Genomic DNA, 19655 nt, shown 5'->3' on the forward strand with positions numbered 1-19655 from the left:
CTAACCCCCAAGCGCCGCTATGCGCTGCAACAACGGTTCGCGATATCTCGACCATACCATGGATGCTTCTCTGCCGATGACATCGGCATGACGAACTGACCCCATTCCCCCATGCCACCGATAGGCCGTAAGCGGTTCGTTCAGGTATGGGAACCGATGACCGTTCAGTACAATCCGCATCCAGAGATCCAGATCATGCGTGTAAGGCAGAAGCTCATCGAACAGCCCCACTCCGCTGAACAGATCCTTACGAATCATGACCGTGCAGCCATTGACCGGATTGCCGTTGACAAACCGCCGCAGTAAGTCCAGATCGGACATCGGTTCTGGCCCACCATGCATTTGGGTAACGGCTGAATGCTCGTTGATATAGTGAAAATTCGTGTACGAGACGAGCACATTCTCGCGCTGCATAAACTCGAGCTGATACCGGATTTTATCTGGATACAGAAAATCGTCCGAACTAAGCCAGGCTACATAATCACCAGAGGCATGACGAATCCCATGATTAAGTGCCGAGGCCGTCCCGCCATTGCTTTTGCCAAGCACATTAATATAAGGAAGATAAGGCTGAAGCAGCTCTGCATGCCGGGTGGAACCGTCATTCACAACAACGATCTCCACATCCGAATATGTCTGGTTCAGCGCACTTTGAATCGCCTGAGGCACATAAGGACAGTTGTAGAATGGAATGACAATGGATACTCTCGGACTCAACCTGTCGTCCTCCCTTGCTGGTCACGAACATCACTCAGGATATCCTGAAGTGATGTGGCAAATGGAATCATCGGCTGCCAGCCAAGCTTGCGCAGCAGTGATAATTCCTCCTGTTTCCCCGAACCGTCCGGACCAGAAGATGCCCCATCCCAGCGAACAGGGACTTCCGCTTCTGTCATGGACAACAGCAGATCTGCAACTTCACCAAGACTCCGCTCGGTGCCAGACACCACCGGATATACTGTACCGCTGGCCCCCTGTATCAGGAGGGTTGCATACGCTCTGACTGCATCCCTCACATCCAGAAAGTCACGGGTATTGTCCCGTCCCGACAGGCGGAACGCCTCCGTTTTGCCCGCCTGCTCACAGGCAACAACATGGCGTGCAAGCAGGGAACAGATGCCTGTGGAAGGACCCGCCCCAATCAGATTGCCCGGCTCCGCCAGCATGATCTGTTGTCCGAAGAGTGACATCCACGACAAGGACACCATCTCTTCCAGTGCTTTGCTGAGGCTATATGGATGTGGAGGCTGGGGAATCCGGCCAGGTTCCTGCGTATATTTTAACCTCGATCCTACAATAACGGTTCGTGCTGCCGGACAACTGCGAAGCGCATCCAGCAAATACAGCACGCCCATCACATTGGTCTCCAGGACCAGTAACGGATCAGACCATGAATCAGGCACTGAATTTTTGCCAGCGAGATGCAGCACATAGTCGGGCTGCACCTTGCCGATCAGATGACGCACTTGCTGTTTATCATTCAGATCACAGACATGGACTTGGGTACCTATTCCAAACGAATGTACATCCGGTCTCCGGACTACCGCTACAACCACTGCACCAACTTCTCGAAAATAAGATACAGCATGTCGCCCGGTAAAACCGGAAGCGCCTGTAATTAGTACTGTCTTGCCCGTCAGCTCTGCTCCATCCATAATGCCAACTCCTTCAGCATTGTAGAATAATCCGGCAGGTCTGTCTTCACATCCTCGCGAGTGGACACCAGCGTACGGTCCTGTACTACACTGTCATCACGCACAATCGTCACATCCTGCTTGTTCCAGGTCTGCTTGAACAACACAAGCAGATCATGCTTGCTGACAGGTGTTGGATGAGCTAGATGGATCAGACCACTAATGGATGAGGCCAGGTAATGGTCAACCCATTTGGCCAGTTCAAGTGTGGTCACACCATTCCAGAATACGCGGGTATACCCGCCGACTTCACCTGTGCGGGACATAAACCATTGCATCAGACCAATGCCGCCCTGCCGAATTTCGGGTCCAATGATGGACGTACGAATCGTCAGATGACCTTCATCCTGGACTTCACCAAGTGCTTTGGTAATGGCATAAGCTGAAGTCCCATCCGTAACATCATCTTCCCGGTATGCTCCCCGATCTCCGCTGAACACACAGTCTGTGCTGATATGAATCAGACGTGCACCAATCGTATCCGCAACCCGCCGCAGACGATGCGGCAGAAACCCATTGATATGATAGGCCGTAATTTTGTCCTCATCTGCAAAGCTGTTCAACACACCTACTGCATTAATAATCACATCCGGGTGCACCGCTTCTACCAATCGATCAACCATGAAGCTGTCGTTCACATCCAGGAGCAGACCATTGGGGTCCGTTACATCACGAGTTGTGTAGAAGACGCTGTGTACACCTTGACGGCGGAAATAGTCGACCAGAATATGGCCGGCCATTCCGTTTCCACCAAGTATCAGCAGTTTCATGACAAGAATCCTCCGCGCTTGAGAATTTCACGAATCTCCTCTTTGGTCATCAGTTGGTGTTCAGAACTGAAGCTGTTAAAGGAGACAGGTGGACAATTGGTATAATGTTCACGCAGACCTGGTATGCCCAGGGTGGGAAGAATTACCAGATACTGCTCATCGTAGACAACGGTGGTCATGCTCTCGAATTCACTCATCAATATTTCATGAATTTTCTCACCTGGACGAATGCCCTGTTCCACAATGGCCACATTCTCCACACCGGAATCCTCAATTAACACTTCCGCGAGATCCACGATTTTGCAGGTTGGCATCGTCATGACAAAGATCTCTCCGCCGACACTTTCCACCGAGGCTTTGAACAGCAGGGTAATTGCATCCTTTAGCGTGAGAAAGAACCGAGTCATGCTCATATCCGTGATGGAGACCTGGCCTTTCTGACGAATCTGATTCTTGAACAGATGTACCACACTGCCGTTCGTTCCCAGAACATTTCCGCCCCGTACCGTAACAAACTTGGTGTTACTGTGTAACAAATTGGCATATACAATTAATTTCTCGCCGATTGCTTTGGTCATGCCGTAGAAGTTGGACGGATTGGCAGCTTTGTCAGTCGAGATATAGATTACTTTTTCCACCTTGTTTTCAATGGCAGCCTCAATCACGTTTTGTGTCCCAATCACATTGGTTTTGAGCGCTTCGTAAGGTTGGTCTTCACACACTGGAACATGCTTGAGTGCCGCCAGATGAAATACATAGTCCACATGCTGGCAAGCCGCCGTCAAGGCATCCTTGTCACGAATATCTCCAATCCGGAAATGAAGACGTGGGTCCTCAAATTCACGACTCATAGCCACTTGGCTGGACTCGTTCCGGGAATATACAATAATTTCTTTGGGCTGCTGGGGCAGCAGTTGAGCCACAAGTTCATAACCCCATGATCCCGTACCGCCAGTCACGAGTATACGCTTATTTTCAAACATGCATTTTCCCTCCAAGCAGAAATTTAACTACTTTACCGGATACATCTGTTGCTTTGTAACCTTGCGGGCAATCCCAATCAGTGGACATCTGCGTCATGACTTTCACGCAATCAGCGATGCGTGCCGCATCCAGACCGGAGACCACATTGCTGCCGCAATCCACCGTTTCCGGACGCTCGGTAGTTCGGCGCATGGTTACGGTCGGCACGCCCATAATGCAGCACTCTTCCTGCACCGTACCACTGTCCGTGAGCGCACAACGTGCATGACGTTCGAGCATCACAAAATCGAAGAATCCAAACGGCTCGTGAAACTCTACCAGCGGGTTCATCTCCAGTTGCAGATGCTCCGCAATCCGAATTGCTGTACGCGGATGAATGCTGCAGATTACACGCAGCCCGTGTTCCTCTGCGACCTGATTAAGTCCTTTCATAATCTCCAGCAGATGAGGGGCATGATCCACATTCTCGGCTCGATGGGCAGTAACCAAAAAATATTGCCCGGACTTCAGCTTCAGCTTTTTGAGGATTTTGCTGGAGTTCACCTGTGCGTCATAGTGCTGCATCACTTCATAGATGGGATTGCCCGTGAGCACAATGCGCCTGCTTGGTACACCTTCGCTGACCAAATGTTTCTTGCTCTGTTCCGTGTAAGGCATATTAATGGTGGAGATGGCATCAATAACCTTGCGATTCTTCTCCTCAGGCACATCCAGATCAAAGCAACGATTGCCTGCTTCCATATGAATAACAGGAACACCCATGCGCTCAGCCAATACTGCACATAATGCACTATTGGTATCCCCGAGCAGCAGTAGTTTATCGGGCTTCTCCTGCAATATCAGATCTTCCATTTGCGTAAACATCGAGGACAGCTGTCGTCCCAGAGAGGCCGCTTCATCCTGAAGAACGTAATCCGGTGCGCGCAGGCCCATTTCCTTGAAAAAGAGACCACTGAGACTTTCCGTGAAGTTCTGTCCCGTGTGCACCAGAATATGTTTGGACGCATACTGGTCCAGCTTGGAGATGATCAGGCTGAGCCGTATGATCTCAGGTCTCGTACCCAGCACCGTCATGATCTTCATCGTAATCCCTGCCTTCATCTTGTATTGGAACCCTTGCGCCCTGCTCGGCTACGTCCCGCCTTGGCAGATTTGCGTCTGCGGGTAGCTGATTTGCCCATATGCGGACGCGGTCCCTTCGTTGTACGGGATCTCCCTTTACGTCGGCCAGTTCCGGAAGTACGTTTCAGCCCCTCACGGTCTCGGCGAGAATGAGATGCAAGTGACTTACGACGGCGTTTCCGCGTTTTGCCCCTCTGTTGAATCAGCTTTGCAGCTGGGCCAGTACTTGAGGCTACAGGGGCATCTTGACCCAATGCGATCGGAGGTAATGAGGAATGTGGCAACGCCTGTATGACCGTCAGCGGGAATAACAGTGCCCGAACCGTAACCGGCTCCAGAACCAGTACCGTGCGTAGTCCTCCCTCCCCATGGGTATACACAGGTCCATTCGGAGGTTGGATATAAGCAAACCATCCGGGAAAACGCAATAACCACTGTGTCACCATCGTATGCAATTTCGTTCGGTAGGTTTCAACCCCGTAGAGCCTTTCCGCTTCTGCCCGATTGCGCCACCCCGTATTCGAAGCCAGCTCCGAATCATTCAGCAAGGTTGTCGCCAAGGTGACAAGCGCTTCGGTATCCCCGGGCGGGGCCAAAAACGCACCACTACCTACGGATTCCATTAATTCCTTCAGTCCACCCTGAGCGAAAGCGATGACCGGTTTGGCAAAATAGAGACCCTCCAGTGCGGTCATGCCAAATCCTTCTTTGACCATGCTTGGGATGACCACGATATCCATGGCGCTATACGCCAGAGATACGTTCTCTTCAAACGTAGTGAAGGTAAATCGGCGTGAATACCCGGATTTTTTCACCCGTGATACACACTCGTCGTAATACTTTTTATCCGATGGTGCCCCGATGATCCAGAAGCGACAGCGCGAATGCGTTTCACAGATCCTCAAGGCCATATCCACAAAAGGTTTCAACCCTTTGGCATCATATATAAAGGAAGAAATATAACCAATACAAGTCTGTGATGCCTTAAGACCAAGTTCCTTGCGCTTGCGCTCACGCAGATGAACCCAGCGGTCCGGTGCGGGCAGAGCCGGTTCCCATGTCGGCGAAATGACGGTTAGTTTGTCACTCATGCCAGCTTGATGAAATGGAGCGACCGCTGTCTCGGATATACCGATAATCCAGTCTGCATAGCGACCAATCATCTGAATCGCCTCGGCTGTATGTTCATTCGTATGAATGATCTCGGTAATCTTCCAGATAATTGGAATCTGAAGCGACTTCGCCGCTACAGCCGGCATCACATTGACACAGGTATTCGTTAACACGAGATCGGGAGCAGTCTCCCGTATGAGGGAGACCACTTCCTGATATGCTGGTGTATGGCGAAGTTGCTCCGCATCATTTGCAATGCCCAGGTAAGGTGTGTACACACCGTGAAGCATCGGCAGATTGCATATTTTGACCTGAATGCCGAATCTTCGTGCAAGCCCTGCCAGCTTCCCATCCTGGGGTACAATGAGCACACACTCAAAGATCGTACCGATCTCTCTCATAAAATGAAGCAGCAGCTTCTCTGCACCTGTAATGCTGCGAGTATTGCACACATGTGAAAATAACATCATCTTTGGTTTCGTTGCCATGGCCGCACGGACCCTGTATGCGGATATCCGATACAGGGTACTGTGCACACCTCCTCCCGGCCAGGATTAAGGAAATATGATGGTTAACATTTCATTAATTCTTTTGCCATACGTGTGGTCTTTCAGGGTACGCTCGAGTCCACGAAGGGCAATCTCACGGCGTTCCTTTTCATGCGTAAGATAATATTCCACCTTTTCGAGTAACTCCTGCGGCGAGGAATACGTCTCAATCTCCACACCCGGTTTGTAGAAACGCGTAATGTCATCCCTTGCGTCGGTCAACTGTAGTGTTGTGGAAGCGGCAATTTCAAACGTTCTTGGGTTCGGTGAGGCTGGCGGGATTTTGAGGTGATTATTATTGACGGAATCATCTTCGTGGGATCGATGCAGGTTAATGACAATTTTGGTGCCATTGTACACATCATTGGTCTCCTGTGGACTCATCCAGCGGCCAAGTTCAATCTTCTCGCCATAGGCAGTATAGTCAGGCAGACGGTCCCACCAGATTCCGTTAAATACTGTATTGTGTGACATCAACTGAGGCATGATCGGATTAAAGAAGTATACCCGGTTCCAATAAGCCGAGCCGATAAAGCTGACATCCCGTTTTAACGGGGAAGGGGTTGTAATCGGAAAATAATGATTGGTGAACGCGGCAAAAGGGAGATAATGGACTGACGCGCAGCCGTTTTGTCGATATAAATCGATGCAGTTCAGTTCCAACGTGAAGATATGATCAAAATGTTTGACGATATCAAGCGTCATGTCTGTATAGTACGGATCATCGGTCAGCCAGATGGCCGTCTGAATGCCGGCTTGGCGGATCGCATCGATATGCTCGATGGGTATATCCATTCCATCCAACACAAGCACCAGATCAGGACGCGTCTGCAGCGCAATCTCAGAAACCGGTTGACGCGGATCCGTGAGGGTTACCTGAGCTACCATTCCCTGTAGCGTGGCCATGATGGCCTCATCCAACGGGGAGTATGGGAAACCTTTACCCGAAGATACATACAGCACGTGAACTTGTCGGAAAGGCAACGGTTCCTGTGCACAATTTACAATATAGTTGGCGCGACCGCGCAGATATCCTTCTTCTTTACCTGCGTCATATCCGGCATGTTGCCCATTTTTGCGCGCTTGATCAGCCAGGCTCAGTACCGGTGCATGAACCTTTTTGGTTTTACGGTGTTTGAGAGACATACCGCCACTCCTTTATTTTTTGGGATAGGTTACTCGTTGTGCTGTTACTTCAGACGGGGGTTACAGATGTTCCAGCAACTGACCAATACGGCGAGTGAACGTGTGCTGGTTCATCGTGGTGAGAAGTCCCCGCCATGCCATCGCCTGTCGTTCTTCTTCATGCTTCAGATAATAGTGGATCTTGCGCTGAAGTTCTGCTGCGTTGGTGAAGGTCTCGATGTCATATCCCGGCTTATAATAACGGGGCAAATCCGCACGTGCATCCGTAATCTGCATGGTGCCGCAGGCACTAATCTCATACGTGCGCGGGTTAATGGAATGACCTTCAAGATGATGTGTGTTGCGATTGTCTTCCCCATTCTCGCAAGTCCGGTGAATGTTAATGACAATCTTGGCGCCATTGTAATAATCGACTGTCTCTCCCGGAGCAATCCATCCTTCGTGGATGAAGCGGCCTAGTACATCAAAACGTGCCAGCCGGTTCCACTGACTACCTGCAATGAATACCTTTTTGTCCGCAAGAAATGGAGCCAGCTCATCAAACAAGGCAATCCGGTTCCAAAATCCGGTACCGATAAAACAAATATCATGCTGATGTTGCGGTGCCGCGCGACGCGGTTGAAACATCCCCGGATTCACTGCGAGTGGCATATAGATAACCCGGTTCGCTCCATGTCCTTGATAGAATGGTACAGCGGCCTCTTCATGTGTGAACACGACATCATAGTGTTGACACAGGGACACAGTATCCTCGGTAAAATACGGATCATCCACAAACCACACAGCTGTTCGAATACCGAGTGCACGTATGCCCTTCACCTGCTCCAGATGATCCGGGGGAAACACATGCAGACCATTCATAACGAGCACAACATCTGGCCGATGCTGACTGGCTTCCTGCAACATCGTTGCTGGCGATCCAACAACGCATTCACGTACAGACTGTTGCAGGGCCAGGGTGACACCTTCATCGATGGCATCGAACCCTTGCGGAATATACAGCACCTTCATGTCCCGCAGGGTCGGTTCAAACATCTGCACCCGCTCCATCATGGCTTGACAGCCGCCAAATCTGCGGCCTTCTGCATATCCGCCGCGGTAAGCTGTCTCCGCTTCAGTTAGCGGACGGTGTCTTCGTTTTGCCACATTCTTCACCCTGTCTTCCTTCAGGAGATCTCACTTCCAGACTCTCCCCGAGATTGGTCTTCCCTCTAAAGGATATGCCTCGGGGTCAGATGCATCATGGACGGGTGTCCTGCAAGGCGCAAAATTGGCGCTTGCCCTCCACATCCGCCTGTACGGGCATGTCCGCTTTTGCGGCGATGCAAATAACCCGGGGGGATCTGTCCCCCCGGGCTATCATCATTTGTTTGGCATCACCAGCATCGAATATGGAATACAGCCGAAATAAGCCGATGCTTACGAAGGTTGCTTCGGAAACAGTGCAGTTGCTCACGTAGTCTTCCCTACGCTCCGCTGCTCCATTTCTAGCTTCATTCCATCTTCTCAGTTACTGTGCTTTGTACGCCAGCTGATGTCCGTCCTCGAATCCCTTGGCGAAACCCGCGTTGAATCCCTCGTTGTACGCCTCGTTGTATCCCTGGCTGTACGCACCGTCTGGATTCGGATCGGTAGGGGTAGCCGGGACGATGGGTTGTACAGGCTTCGGACTCCGGTACCGCCGTACCGTCCGTTTCTTTTTTTTGAGCCACGCACTGCGTCCTTTAAGTGGGCGTTTGTGAAGAACACGTTTGGCTCTGAGCGCACGCAGCTTGCGAATTTTGCGCAGACGGGCTCCACGAGTTACCAAAGCTCTTTTGGTTCTCAGTCGTATTTTCTTCTTCTTTAACATGTCATCATTCCTCCTGTATGTCCCGAACGATACGAATTGCACACTCGGGGTCTTTGAGCCACGGCAAGCCTGGCTCCCCATGCTGGATTCGAGCCAGCCTGATTCCCGTTACCATGCGAGACATCTCTTCCTGATAGCGACTCAGCAGACGAATGTTTTCGGCCAGACTGCGGGCGGATACTTCCGAATGAGCGGTTACACTGGCTACACTGTCCAGAATGCGTGCCAGCGCCTGCTGACTGTGTGCAATGGATTCAATGAGGGCCAGTTTAGCTTCCTGCTCACGCCGCATCAGACTCATTTTCCCATGTCTCCCAGATCCATGCCGCCAAACATGCCACCATCCATACCGCCGCCATCTTCGCTGTCGTTCTGTACCATCACCGCTTTGAGATTGTTGCACAGTCCGGTCTCCATCCGGGTTAAACCTTCCAGCAATTCCACCAGCTGATCATGCATTTTGAGTGGCTCGCCGACCTGATCCCCATGCGTCAGAAAAGTATCCCCATTCAAATGATTCAGCGTCCAGTTCCGTACCTTCTCGGCCTCAATCGCTTTTGCCTCCAGAATCAGGGCAATATTCCACTGCATCTTGGCTGCTGCGTCCAGCATCAGAATGAGGCTCTGTTCTCTACTCATGTTCCTTCACCCGCCTTCCGGGCTTATTCTTCCTCTTGAACCGCGATCTCCCGCATGACTTGGGTCAGCGTTTCGGCTACAGCCTCTTCCAGATCTGCAAGGCCTCCCAAGTAAGAGATAATGCTTTTGTTGATTTGCCCAGAGCTATCCAGCAGACCGTCAACGCCATCCAACTCCGGTTCGATATCTGGCAAATGATTGATGATTTCAGACATGCGCACAGCGACTTGGCGTTTGGCATCCAGCACACGTGCGATCTGCTGGTGAGAGTGTGCAATATGTGTGATGATTTCATCGATTTTGCTCTGCATGGTCCTCCTCCTTACCGTCACGGCCTGCTTCACCCATAGAAAAACCCGGCCTATCAGCATTTGCCTGTTACAGCATATGCCGGGCCGGGATCGTCAGTTACTACAGCTTGCGCCTATATCGTCAGATGACATAACTCCAGTCAGAAGAATACCGACTGAGGAATTGGCGAGTCCGTTCCTGCTTGGGACGCACAAATACCTCTTCCGGGGTTCCTTCCTCTACAATGGAACCCCCGTCCATGAAAACAACCCGATTTGCCACCTCACGGGCAAACCCCATTTCATGGGTAACGACAATCATGGTAATCCCCTCTTGAGCAATGGAGCGGATGACAGACAACACCTCCCCCACAAGCTCGGGGTCCAGTGCCGAGGTCGGTTCATCAAACAAAATCACTTCGGGATTCAGTGCCAGTGCTCTGGCGATTCCTACCCGCTGCTGTTGTCCACCGGACAACATACTTGGATATTCATTGATTTTGGCAGAGAGTCCGACTTGTTCAAGCACACGTAAGGCACGTGTACGGGCATCAGCTTTGGATATTTTCTGGGCAATAATCAAACCCTCCGTGACGTTATCAAGCACCGTCTTATGTTTGAACAGATTATAATGCTGGAAGACCATCGCTGTTTTCCGTCTCAATTGCACAATGTCATGTTTGCGTGCATGCTTGCAATCTACGGTCAATCCACTGATCTGAACCTTGCCTTCATCGGCACGTTCCAGAAAATTGACGCAGCGCAGCAGCGTTGTTTTACCTGATCCACTCGGTCCAAGGATCGCAACGACATCACCCTGCTCCACCGTCAGATCAATCCCCTTCAATACGTCCTGCTTGCCAAATGTTTTGTGTATGTTCGTTAGTGTAATCATGACACGCCTCCTTTGCTGTACACGGCAACCCGACGCTCAAGCAAAGCGGTGATCCGCTCGGCAATGAGGGTCAGCCCCCAGTAGATGAACGCGGCGGCGATAAAGGCCTCCAGAAATTTCAGACTGACGGATGCCACCACATCCGCTTTACCGAGAATGTCCATCTGTGACACGGTAAAGGCGAGTGTTGATCCATGCAGGAACCCGACAAACATGCTGCACAGATTAGGCAATACCGCCCCGATCGCTTGAGGAATGATGATGCGCCTTAAAGCCTGGAATGTGCTCATACCCACAGCGTGTGCAGCTTCCATCTGACCGATATCAACGGCAAGAATGCCTGAACGGATAATCTCGGACATATAGGCGCCCGCAGTAAGCGAGAAGGCAATGAGTACAAATACGAGAATCGGGATCGATGAAGATTGGAAAGCCCAACCGTAACGTTCCGACAGCTTATCAATAATCATTGGAATACCATAATAGATGAGGAATAGATGCATCAGCATCGGTGTTCCACGCAGGAAAGAAACGTAGAAGTCAGCAATGCGATGAATCCACCGCACACGATAAATACGGATCAGAGCCGTAGCCAGACCAATTCCGAAGCCTGCAATCAACGGAACAATCGTAATGACGAGTGTCAGTGGCAATGCCTTCAGAATTTGAAAAAAAGAGGTATAGATAAACTGGAGATCAATCGACATATGCTCACCCCTCTATTCGTTTCAGTGCGAGTTCAAAAAGTCTGGTTTTCAGTACCGAGAAGATGGAATGAAGTTAGAAATGGAGTAGCGGAGCGTAGGGAAAACTACGTGAGCAACCGCAATGTTTCCAAAGGAAACATACATCGTAAGCCTCCCGCTTATTTCGGCTGAATTTCAACTTCGATGCTGATGATGCCGCGAGGCATGATTCGTAATCAAAAGCGGACTTTTTGAACAACCTCTCTCAGGCGTTTGGCGCGAACGGTCGATTTGTGTACAACCCTCTTGCGTTCATGGCGCTGTAGTCTGCGTTCTGCAACGGCAAATCCTTTTTCGAGTACAATGACAATGACATAATAGACCACAGACAGACTGATATATACCTCAAGTGCGTGGGACGTGGCGGAGATTAACGTCTGCCCTCTGCCCACCATATCCATGACACCAATGGAGAAAGCCAAAGAAGTATCCTTTAATGAACCGATTAACGTATTGGCCATGTTAGGAAAAGCAACAATCAGTGCCTGCGGAACGACAATCCGCCGAAAAGACTGGAATGTCGTCATACCCGCAGCGTAGGCTGCCTCCGTCTGACCTTTATCCACACTGCGCACTGCTCCGCGAAAGATCTCGGCAAAGGATGCCGCATCACTAAGCGCATAGGTCACAATGACAAATAACAACGGGTCGGTTCTCGACAGGTCGATGCCAATCGGTTTGAGCAACTCGGGAAGTCCGTAATACACCAGGAACAATTTGATCAGGATCGGTGTGCCCCGCATGAATGAGACGTACAGGGTAGCCAGCTGGCTTAGTACCGGAATCCGATACAGACGGGGAACGGCCAGAAGCACGCCGCCCACCAGTCCGAGCACGATGGAGCCACCCAATACAATCAGTGTTATATGCAAATATCGTAGCAGTTCCGGGATGAAATCCAGAACCAATGACAGATCAAATGATTTTCCCATGACCGCTGCACACCTCTCTCAGACTACTCTTCAACCGTATAGTCAGCCCCAAGCCACTCTGTACTCAGCTTGCCTAATGTCCCATCTTCTTTGATCGATTTGAGCGCTTCGTCCACTTTGGTTTTGAGCTCCTGCTCATCCTTGTTCAGAATGAAATACACTTTGGAGTTGGAGAGGGCATCTCCCACCGTTTTCAACTGGGCATCCACCGCTTTATTCTGATAATCAATGGCAAACTGAGTGCTGATCGTTGCATCCACCCGGCCTGTTTTGATCTGGGTAATGGTATCCTCACCTGCTCCGGAATAGACGATATCAATGCCGTTACCGTTCGCTGCATTCCATTTCTCAGCAAGTACAGCCGCATTACTCGTAGCGCCGACAATCAGTTTTTTTCCCTTCAGATCCTCAATCGATTTTACTTCCTCATTTTTCTGACTGACGACAATTTTATTTGGGAAAATATTATAGGCTTCATCATTAAACAGGAACTTGGCCTGTCTCTCTTCATTTACTTCCATCTGGTGAGCGATCAAGTCAATTTTTTTCGTTTCCAGACTCAGCAGCAGGTTTTTGAAATCCATAGTGCTGAATTCGAATTCGTAGTCAGGCAAACGTTTGTCGATCTCCCGGATCAATTCCACATCATAACCTGTTAACTTGCCATTTTCATCAATGAAGCAGACATTCGGGAACTGTGTACCTGTTCCTACAATGATTTTTTTCACTTTGGTATCGCCTGCTGCCGAAGCAGATTCTGACTCATTACTTGCAGTACCTGTGCTGCATCCAGCCAGAACCGCCAGCATTGTAATGAACAGCAGTGCTGTCCGGAATTGTTGAATCCCCCGTTTTTTAACCATTCCCAATCTCCTCCACAGGCTGTTATCACAGCAAATATGATGTGTGCTCCTATTCCGATACTCATTAACAAACCATTCTTACTTGTATAGTCGGAATTAGGTTGAACAAAGAATATCATTACAACTTATCTTTGGGCAATAACTAAACTAATAGGACATCCTGATAAGGTTATAGAACTTCTCTATCGTACACAAAGAAGCCATCCCCAATATCATTGGTAGATGGCTTCTTGATGTATGACTCTCGTTCAATTATATTTTTTTGGCGTTACACCATATCTTGCTTTACTCTCTCATCTATCTGCGACTTGCCCATTTAATTTTACGCGCAACTTCCACTCGCTGTAATTGCAAGAGGCCGATCCGTTCCTCGAACTTCTTGCGTTCATCTATGGAATGAGCGGCATGAATCTGATGGCACAGACCAGTAAGTTTACTGTTAATATAATCGAACCTTGTCCATAATTCCTCTTCAGGTGTGCGCTGCTGGTCCGTCGCCGTCTGAAATATTTTAAGTTGGTGGATTAAGGATTGCTGCCATTCCTGATCTTGAATTTGGATGGCAAAATGCAAAAGATCCAGATAGTCATCGATTTGCAACGAAACGCCGCAATCAGGTCTAGTGTTCATCGTCGTCTCTCCTTATTTCAGTACTTGGCTGGAATCAATTACTTCTATCTTACAGGAACAAGCCCACTGAAAGCGAGTACTGAATGATTAAATTTTGGAATTTTTTTTATTTTTTTATGTTAAAACAGCTTTACATTTCCATTCGTTCCAATTCAGTTAACATTTGATATTAATGCATATGAAATATATGATAAAAACCCGCGTTAAGGAAGAAGTTTTTTCCTTAAAACGGGTTTTACGTGATGAAATATATCGTATATCTATTTAAATTTCAGTCGTTTTTACCATCTCGCTGCTGTCTGGTCATCAATAACATGATAAACGAGATGATGATAATGGAAACAGTCCATGCCCAAGCCATGGTCTGATTGCCTGAATCCACAGCGACATAGATTGCCGTGGGTACTGTTTGTGTTTTGCCCGGAATATTGCCTGCAATCATCAGTGTCGCTCCGAATTCCCCTAGTGCCCGGGCAAAGCCCAGGATGAAGGCGGTCATCAGCGCTCTGGCTGCGAGCGGCAAGGAAATGTAACGAAAGACCTGCCACTCATTCGCCCCAATCGAACGACCTGCATCTTCCAGATCCCGATCGACACCACTGAATCCCGATTTCATGGTCTGATACACGAGTGGAAAAGCAACCACCACCGCAGCAATCACCGCAGCCCACCAGGTGAAAATAACCGGTGCAGAGAATATGGCTTCAATCCATTGTCCAAGCAGACTTTTACGCCCCAGTATGACAAGTAACAGAAATCCGACCACCGTTGGTGGAAGGACTAGTGGCAGCATAAATGCCGTTTCCAGCAGAATCTTTCCCCGAAATGAAGTACGTGACATCTTCCAGGCTACCGCAATTCCGAACACAGTGGCCACTACGCTGGATAACAGCGCAACCTGAAGCGACAGGCGCACCGGCGACCAGAATACGGACCAGTCTATGGCGTTCATATTCATTCCGAAATTGTGAATCCATATTTCACGAAGATATCCAGTACTTCAGGGGTTTGCAAATACGCATAGAATTGTTCGGCCTCTGTGCGGTGTTTCGTTCCTTCAATAATGCCTATCGGATAATTGGCGGGTGTGTAGCTGTTCTTGTTCACCTCAAACGCAATTTTCACCTGATCTGAAGTAAGAGCATCCGTTTTATATACAAATCCGGCATCTGCATTACCTGTCTCAACATATTGAAGGACCTGTCTAACGTCTTTCCCCTGCACTAGCTTGCTTTCCAGTTCATCCCACAGCTTGGCGTTGGTCAGAGCTTCCTTGGCATAGGTTCCCGCAGGCACACTTTCCGGAATGCCAATCGCTACCGTCTTGATGGAGTCATTGGTGAGATCCGTTTCGCCGGTTACGGTATTGGTCCCATCTGCTGGCACAATCGCCACCAGTGAATTCTGTAGCAGATTCTTCTGATCGCCTGATGCAATCAGGTTCTCATCCACCAGCGCATTCATATTTTTCGTTGCCGCCGATACAAAGATATCAGCCGGGGCGCCCTGTTCAATCTGCTGTTGCAAGGCACCCGAGGCGCCAAAGTTGAAATTAAGTTCTATATAAGGATTAGCTAGCTCATAATTGGCTTCAATCTCTTTCATCGCATCGGTCAGACTGGCAGCCGCCGAGATCGTCAGATCTACCGTTTCCTGAGGATCACTGTTGCCCGCTGATGAACCTTCACCTGATGCCGCTGGCGTTGAAGTCGTTCCTTCTGCACCCGTGGATGTATCCGTAGTGATCGTGCTTGCGCCACAACCAGCCAATACTAGAGCCAGTCCCAGTGACATACTTCCCAAAATATATCCGATTCTCTTTCTCATTCAGTTCTCCCCCAACGTTATCTTTGGTTATAACTAGTTATAATTAATTATATCTAATTATACACAAGACCAAAAAAATGGGAAGGTGATTTCAATCACAATTGATTTTTGTTACCTGTCTTCTGCGTTTCTTGCGTGTTCTCAGGTTTATGGCATTCCTCAATTAATGGTATAGTACAATAAACATTGCATTACGATGAATGATCGGATCTATATCTTTGAAGGAGGATCTTCACTTATGACGGAGGAGCAATCCTACACAACCGAAGAAATATCCAAGCTGCTCAAAATATCGAAACTGACAGTCTATGACCTGATCAAAAAGGGAGACCTTGTCGCCTACCGTGTGGGTAAACAAATGCGGATTGATGCAACGGATCTGGAGGCATATAAACGCCGATCCAAGCAACTTCAGTCCTCAGGTCAGCGTATCCCGAATACGGTTCAGACCTCGGTATCAGGGACTCAGTCAGGTCATGTTGATGCTCAGGAAAACTCCTTACAAGCGAGTTCTACCCATACAATGACTTCTGCACCACGGCATCTGGTCATAACAGGTCAGGATGTCAGTCTGGATATCCTAATGCGCCATATGGAAAAACAAACCCGGGACATTCGTCCGCTGCGCTCGTTCATGGGCAGTCTGGACGGACTTATCTCAATGTATCGTGGTGAATCCGATCTGGTCAGCACCCATCTGCTCGACGGAGATACCGGTGAGTATAATCTGCCGTATATTCGCAAAATTCTGACAGGACGATCCTATGTTGTGGTGAACCTGCTATCACGTCCTGCCGGGCTATATGTACAGCGTGGCAACCCGCAGAACTTGCAGCATTGGACCGATCTGAGCAAGCCTGAACTAAGACTAGCTAATCGGGAGAAGGGTTCTGGTGCGCGGGTATTGCTGGATGAGCAACTTCGGTTGCATGGTATTTCTGCCGCAGGCCTGATCGGATATGAATTGGAAGAAACCAGTCACATGGGCGTGGCTGCCAAAGTGAGTTCTGGCGAAGCCGATGTCGGAGTTGGCATTGAGAAAGCTGCACGACTTGTGGGCCAGGTTGATTTTATCCCGCTCGTTCAGGAACGCTATGATCTGGTCATGCTGAGGAAGCAGGGTAATGAAGCCTGGACAGAATCGGTGCTGCGAATTCTCCAATCCCCGGAGTTCAGGCAGGAACTGCAATCATTCGAGGGCTATGATGTATCGCGAACAGGTGAAATTTTGTATGAAGCATAGTTATACCGTCCTTAACAGTTCATGCTCAACGTGAGTTACACATCACATCATGCATATATCAAACGCCTTGCAATGGATGCAAGGCGTTTTTGGTATTTCTTTGTATATATATAAGTCATGATATGGATGAATGTATGGATTAATATGGCAGATCGATCTCAAAAATGAACACACCATACGCGGGCATGCTGATCTCATCCTGAAGTGTTGTACCCGACAGCAACTCTTTGGCTTGCTTTTTAAGTTGGATGGCCACTTGGTGTTCCGAGTAGTTGAGTAAAAATACATAAGCTTTATCCTTACCGGAACGGATCCCAAGCTCAACTTCGGACGGCACCTCCACCAGATCATCCACAGGCGAGACTAGCCCGATTTCATCCAGAAGAGCATCGACGACCGGTTCATTGTAAGCCGCACCATAATACCATACCTGCCCCTGACCCACCGTACGTTTGGTCAATGCAGGACTACCTGCATAATATTCGGATGCATACTCGGCCACGACCTGTACGTCGGGATGCTCCACATGAAGAACTTCGTTAAATCCGGCCGTTGGCGTTCCCTCCTCAAGCCGCTTACTCTCTCCATTCCATTGCAACGTGGCTGCGGAAACGGTTCCCTTGATTAAGGTGAAGTCCTCTACGGTTACACCACACAACTCAGCGACAGCCCCTGGGAACGGTCTCATATAACAATGTCCCTTGAGATCCTTATAACCGGTGCGTGCACCGAAAAACAGGGTGCCCCCTTGACTGACATAGGCTTGCAGCAGTTCTGCTGTCTCGTCTGTCATGATGGCCGGGTGAGCATAGATGATCACCTTATATTCGGTTAACGCCTCCAATGTTGTCGTGGATTGCAGGGTCACCAGATCCGTCGGAATATGACGATACTGGAGCTGCTTATACCAGGAGCGTACACTCTGTTGCTGAAGCGGACCGTGCCACTCATCCAATTCTCCGTCCCAGATGTTATCGTAATCCTGCAGGATCGCAACATTGGCTTGATAAGTAGTGCCCGCAATAACGCGCCCGATCTTGGCAAACTCTTCGCCTACTTGCGCAACCTCGCGTACCCTTCTGTTGGGTTGATTATGGTAATCATTGATGCCATGCCAGTACATCTCGGTGCCAAATGTTGCCGTCCGCCAGCGGAAGTAGACAAGCAGATCTGTTCCGTGGAGAACAGATTGAAATGACCATAATCGGATCTGCCCCGGTCTTGGTGTGCCCATGCCTATACTATCTACCCAACCTCCTGGCCCAGACTGCTGTTCCATGACGCAAAAGTTCGGTGACATATTGCGTACATTGGACAGTTTCATGCTCCAGGCCCGGTCCTGTAACGAATTGTCGTCTGTCCCCGGGAAGATCGTGGCAAACTGTGGATACGAATCATAGGAGAAGAAATCCAATAAGTCCTCTGTCATTTCATGATTATCCAAGTGTCCAAACGTACCGTTTGTGGTGATCCAATGTTTCGGGTCCAGTTCCCGAATAATGTCCACCTGAACCTTGGCAAATGAAATAGTATTGGCTGAGATGAATCTCTTTTCATCCAATGCCAAATGAGGATTTGGCGAAGGACTGACCATATTTCGGGTAAGGTGGACTTGCTCCCAGTCGGTATAGGTCTGACTCCAGAAAACGGTTCCCCAAGCCTGGTTCAGATTCTCTAATGATTCATAACGATTCTTAAGCCATTCACGGAAAGCGACATGATCTGCCTCAGCGTAGAACACATCCATATGGCAATTGAATTCGTTATCGATCTGCCAGCCAATGAGAGCCGGATGATCTTTATAGGCAATCACCATATTACGCACGATTTTCTCACATTGCTGTCTGTAGATGGGGCTGCTGTAGTTGGTATGGCGTCGCATGCCGTGTTGATACAATACGCCGTCTTTATTCGCATTTAATACTTCAGGGTATTTTGAGGTTAACCACGCTGGTGGAGTTGCAGTTGGTGTTCCCAAAATAACGCTCAAACCATATTGATGTGCCAGATCCATTGCCTTCTGGAAAAAACTAAAATCGAACTGGTCTTCTTCCGGTTCAAAGATGGACCATGCGAATTCAGCCATCCGAATAACAGTAATATTCATCTCTCGCATTCTGCGGAAATCGTCCTCCCACAACGCTTCCGACCAATGCTCAGGGTAATAACAGACCCCCATTTTCAATTCATCCATATGTATAGACTTTGGCATCTTCATTTGCCCCCTTAACCTGCCATATTGCCTCCATTCTATTGGAACCTTCACTTATAATAAATGACAAGATTATGCGACTTATAATAAAATATTGTCATGAATATAGATTCAAATCACAGTTGGCTGAATCTATTTGCATTGATTAC

General features: G+C 49.1%; 21 protein-coding genes. 1 reads left to right on the top strand and 20 read right to left on the bottom strand.

Annotated features, from left to right (window positions below):
• From MKY85_RS24050 to modA, 19 genes are all read right to left on the bottom strand, one after another.
• A complete protein-coding gene (locus tag MKY85_RS24050) occupies nt 1–717 on the bottom strand; it encodes a glycosyltransferase (protein WP_342570939.1) in 717 nt (238 codons plus the stop codon).
• Nucleotides 714–1655 carry an NAD-dependent epimerase/dehydratase family protein gene (locus MKY85_RS24055; RefSeq protein WP_342570940.1) on the bottom strand — a complete coding sequence of 314 codons (942 nt, stop codon included), beginning with the start codon at nt 1653–1655 and terminating at the stop codon, nt 714–716. Before MKY85_RS24055 ends, MKY85_RS24050 begins: the two co-directional genes overlap by 4 nt.
• On the bottom strand, nt 1637–2464 hold the full coding sequence (locus tag MKY85_RS24060) for an SDR family oxidoreductase (RefSeq protein WP_253440481.1): 828 nt from the start codon (nt 2462–2464) through the stop codon (nt 1637–1639). Before MKY85_RS24060 ends, MKY85_RS24055 begins: the two co-directional genes overlap by 19 nt.
• A complete protein-coding gene (locus tag MKY85_RS24065; protein ID WP_342570941.1) occupies nt 2461–3447 on the bottom strand; it encodes a polysaccharide biosynthesis protein in 987 nt (328 codons plus the stop codon). The genes MKY85_RS24060 and MKY85_RS24065 overlap by 4 nt, the downstream gene beginning before the upstream one ends.
• Nucleotides 3440–4531, bottom strand: coding sequence for a UDP-N-acetylglucosamine 2-epimerase (non-hydrolyzing) (gene wecB / locus MKY85_RS24070; RefSeq protein WP_339237292.1), 1092 nt, complete (start codon nt 4529–4531; stop codon nt 3440–3442). Before wecB ends, MKY85_RS24065 begins: the two co-directional genes overlap by 8 nt.
• A 14-nt stretch (nt 4532–4545) precedes the next feature.
• Nucleotides 4546–6171 (bottom strand): glycosyltransferase family 4 protein, encoded by a 1626-nt coding sequence (locus MKY85_RS24075; RefSeq protein WP_342570942.1) that lies wholly within the window; start codon nt 6169–6171, stop codon nt 4546–4548.
• A gap of 66 nt (nt 6172–6237) precedes the next feature.
• Nucleotides 6238–7377, bottom strand: a complete 1140-nt coding sequence (locus MKY85_RS24080) for a glycosyltransferase (RefSeq protein ID WP_339237296.1) — start codon at nt 7375–7377, stop codon at nt 6238–6240.
• A 60-nt stretch (nt 7378–7437) separates the two neighbouring features.
• Entirely contained in the window at nt 7438–8532 is a 1095-nt protein-coding gene (locus tag MKY85_RS24085; RefSeq protein ID WP_339237298.1) for a glycosyltransferase, read from the bottom strand.
• A gap of 355 nt (nt 8533–8887) precedes the next feature.
• Nucleotides 8888–9229, bottom strand: a complete 342-nt coding sequence (locus tag MKY85_RS24090; RefSeq protein WP_339237300.1) for a hypothetical protein — start codon at nt 9227–9229, stop codon at nt 8888–8890.
• A 4-nt stretch (nt 9230–9233) separates the two neighbouring features.
• Complete coding sequence (locus MKY85_RS24095) at nt 9234–9530, bottom strand: hypothetical protein (RefSeq protein WP_339237302.1); 297 nt, start codon at nt 9528–9530, stop codon at nt 9234–9236.
• Nucleotides 9527–9868: a hypothetical protein gene (locus MKY85_RS24100; RefSeq protein ID WP_017692510.1), complete on the bottom strand. Its 342-nt coding sequence runs from the start codon at nt 9866–9868 to the stop codon at nt 9527–9529. Before MKY85_RS24100 ends, MKY85_RS24095 begins: the two co-directional genes overlap by 4 nt.
• Nucleotides 9869–9891: 23 nt before the next feature.
• Nucleotides 9892–10179, bottom strand: a complete 288-nt coding sequence (locus MKY85_RS24105) for a hypothetical protein (protein WP_017692509.1) — start codon at nt 10177–10179, stop codon at nt 9892–9894.
• Between the two features lie 121 nt (nt 10180–10300).
• Entirely contained in the window at nt 10301–11053 is a 753-nt protein-coding gene (locus tag MKY85_RS24110; RefSeq protein WP_339257119.1) for an amino acid ABC transporter ATP-binding protein, read from the bottom strand.
• A complete protein-coding gene (locus MKY85_RS24115) occupies nt 11050–11760 on the bottom strand; it encodes an amino acid ABC transporter permease (RefSeq protein WP_342570943.1) in 711 nt (236 codons plus the stop codon). Before MKY85_RS24115 ends, MKY85_RS24110 begins: the two co-directional genes overlap by 4 nt.
• Nucleotides 11761–11975: 215 nt before the next feature.
• Nucleotides 11976–12731, bottom strand: coding sequence for an amino acid ABC transporter permease (locus MKY85_RS24120; protein ID WP_339237309.1), 756 nt, complete (start codon nt 12729–12731; stop codon nt 11976–11978).
• 23 nt (nt 12732–12754) lie between these two features.
• Nucleotides 12755–13594 (bottom strand): transporter substrate-binding domain-containing protein, encoded by an 840-nt coding sequence (locus tag MKY85_RS24125; protein WP_339237311.1) that lies wholly within the window; start codon nt 13592–13594, stop codon nt 12755–12757.
• A gap of 297 nt (nt 13595–13891) precedes the next feature.
• On the bottom strand, nt 13892–14224 hold the full coding sequence (locus MKY85_RS24130; RefSeq protein WP_339237313.1) for a hypothetical protein: 333 nt from the start codon (nt 14222–14224) through the stop codon (nt 13892–13894).
• A gap of 271 nt (nt 14225–14495) precedes the next feature.
• Nucleotides 14496–15182, bottom strand: a complete 687-nt coding sequence (gene modB / locus MKY85_RS24135; protein ID WP_339237316.1) for a molybdate ABC transporter permease subunit — start codon at nt 15180–15182, stop codon at nt 14496–14498.
• Entirely contained in the window at nt 15179–16051 is an 873-nt protein-coding gene (modA, locus tag MKY85_RS24140; RefSeq protein WP_342570944.1) for a molybdate ABC transporter substrate-binding protein, read from the bottom strand. The genes modB and modA overlap by 4 nt, the downstream gene beginning before the upstream one ends.
• A 238-nt stretch (nt 16052–16289) precedes the next feature.
• On the opposite strand from modA, the gene MKY85_RS24145 reads away from it, so the two are divergent.
• Nucleotides 16290–17294, top strand: a complete 1005-nt coding sequence (locus MKY85_RS24145; RefSeq protein ID WP_342570945.1) for a helix-turn-helix transcriptional regulator — start codon at nt 16290–16292, stop codon at nt 17292–17294.
• A 139-nt stretch (nt 17295–17433) separates the two neighbouring features.
• On the opposite strand, the gene MKY85_RS24150 is transcribed toward MKY85_RS24145, so the two are convergent.
• Nucleotides 17434–19506 (bottom strand): beta-galactosidase, encoded by a 2073-nt coding sequence (locus MKY85_RS24150; RefSeq protein ID WP_342570946.1) that lies wholly within the window; start codon nt 19504–19506, stop codon nt 17434–17436.
• Nucleotides 19507–19655: the final 149 nt, after the last annotated feature.

It is taken from the genome of Paenibacillus sp. FSL R5-0749, from assembly GCF_038595085.1.
Classification (GTDB): Bacteria; Bacillota; Bacilli; order Paenibacillales; family Paenibacillaceae; genus Paenibacillus.

What these genes read in the sequence shown, in the direction of transcription:
- MKY85_RS24055 (WP_342570940.1), bottom strand. Translation starts at nt 1,655, where the DNA reads ATGGATGGAGCAGAGCTGACGGGCAAGACAGTACTAATTACAGGCGCT.
- MKY85_RS24060 (WP_253440481.1), bottom strand. Translation starts at nt 2,464, where the DNA reads ATGAAACTGCTGATACTTGGTGGAAACGGAATGGCCGGCCATATTCTG.
- MKY85_RS24065 (WP_342570941.1), bottom strand. Translation starts at nt 3,447, where the DNA reads ATGTTTGAAAATAAGCGTATACTCGTGACTGGCGGTACGGGATCATGG.
- wecB (WP_339237292.1), bottom strand. Translation starts at nt 4,531, where the DNA reads ATGAAGATCATGACGGTGCTGGGTACGAGACCTGAGATCATACGGCTC.
- MKY85_RS24075 (WP_342570942.1), bottom strand. Translation starts at nt 6,171, where the DNA reads ATGGCAACGAAACCAAAGATGATGTTATTTTCACATGTGTGCAATACT.
- MKY85_RS24080 (WP_339237296.1), bottom strand. Translation starts at nt 7,377, where the DNA reads ATGTCTCTCAAACACCGTAAAACCAAAAAGGTTCATGCACCGGTACTG.
- MKY85_RS24090 (WP_339237300.1), bottom strand. Translation starts at nt 9,229, where the DNA reads ATGTTAAAGAAGAAGAAAATACGACTGAGAACCAAAAGAGCTTTGGTA.
- MKY85_RS24095 (WP_339237302.1), bottom strand. Translation starts at nt 9,530, where the DNA reads ATGAGTCTGATGCGGCGTGAGCAGGAAGCTAAACTGGCCCTCATTGAA.
- MKY85_RS24100 (WP_017692510.1), bottom strand. Translation starts at nt 9,868, where the DNA reads ATGAGTAGAGAACAGAGCCTCATTCTGATGCTGGACGCAGCAGCCAAG.
- MKY85_RS24105 (WP_017692509.1), bottom strand. Translation starts at nt 10,179, where the DNA reads ATGCAGAGCAAAATCGATGAAATCATCACACATATTGCACACTCTCAC.
- MKY85_RS24110 (WP_339257119.1), bottom strand. Translation starts at nt 11,053, where the DNA reads ATGATTACACTAACGAACATACACAAAACATTTGGCAAGCAGGACGTA.
- MKY85_RS24115 (WP_342570943.1), bottom strand. Translation starts at nt 11,760, where the DNA reads ATGTCGATTGATCTCCAGTTTATCTATACCTCTTTTTTTCAAATTCTG.
- MKY85_RS24120 (WP_339237309.1), bottom strand. Translation starts at nt 12,731, where the DNA reads ATGGGAAAATCATTTGATCTGTCATTGGTTCTGGATTTCATCCCGGAA.
- MKY85_RS24125 (WP_339237311.1), bottom strand. Translation starts at nt 13,594, where the DNA reads ATGGTTAAAAAACGGGGGATTCAACAATTCCGGACAGCACTGCTGTTC.
- MKY85_RS24130 (WP_339237313.1), bottom strand. Translation starts at nt 14,224, where the DNA reads ATGAACACTAGACCTGATTGCGGCGTTTCGTTGCAAATCGATGACTAT.
- modB (WP_339237316.1), bottom strand. Translation starts at nt 15,182, where the DNA reads ATGAATATGAACGCCATAGACTGGTCCGTATTCTGGTCGCCGGTGCGC.
- modA (WP_342570944.1), bottom strand. Translation starts at nt 16,051, where the DNA reads ATGAGAAAGAGAATCGGATATATTTTGGGAAGTATGTCACTGGGACTG.
- MKY85_RS24145 (WP_342570945.1), top strand. Translation starts at nt 16,290, where the DNA reads ATGACGGAGGAGCAATCCTACACAACCGAAGAAATATCCAAGCTGCTC.
- MKY85_RS24150 (WP_342570946.1), bottom strand. Translation starts at nt 19,506, where the DNA reads ATGCCAAAGTCTATACATATGGATGAATTGAAAATGGGGGTCTGTTAT.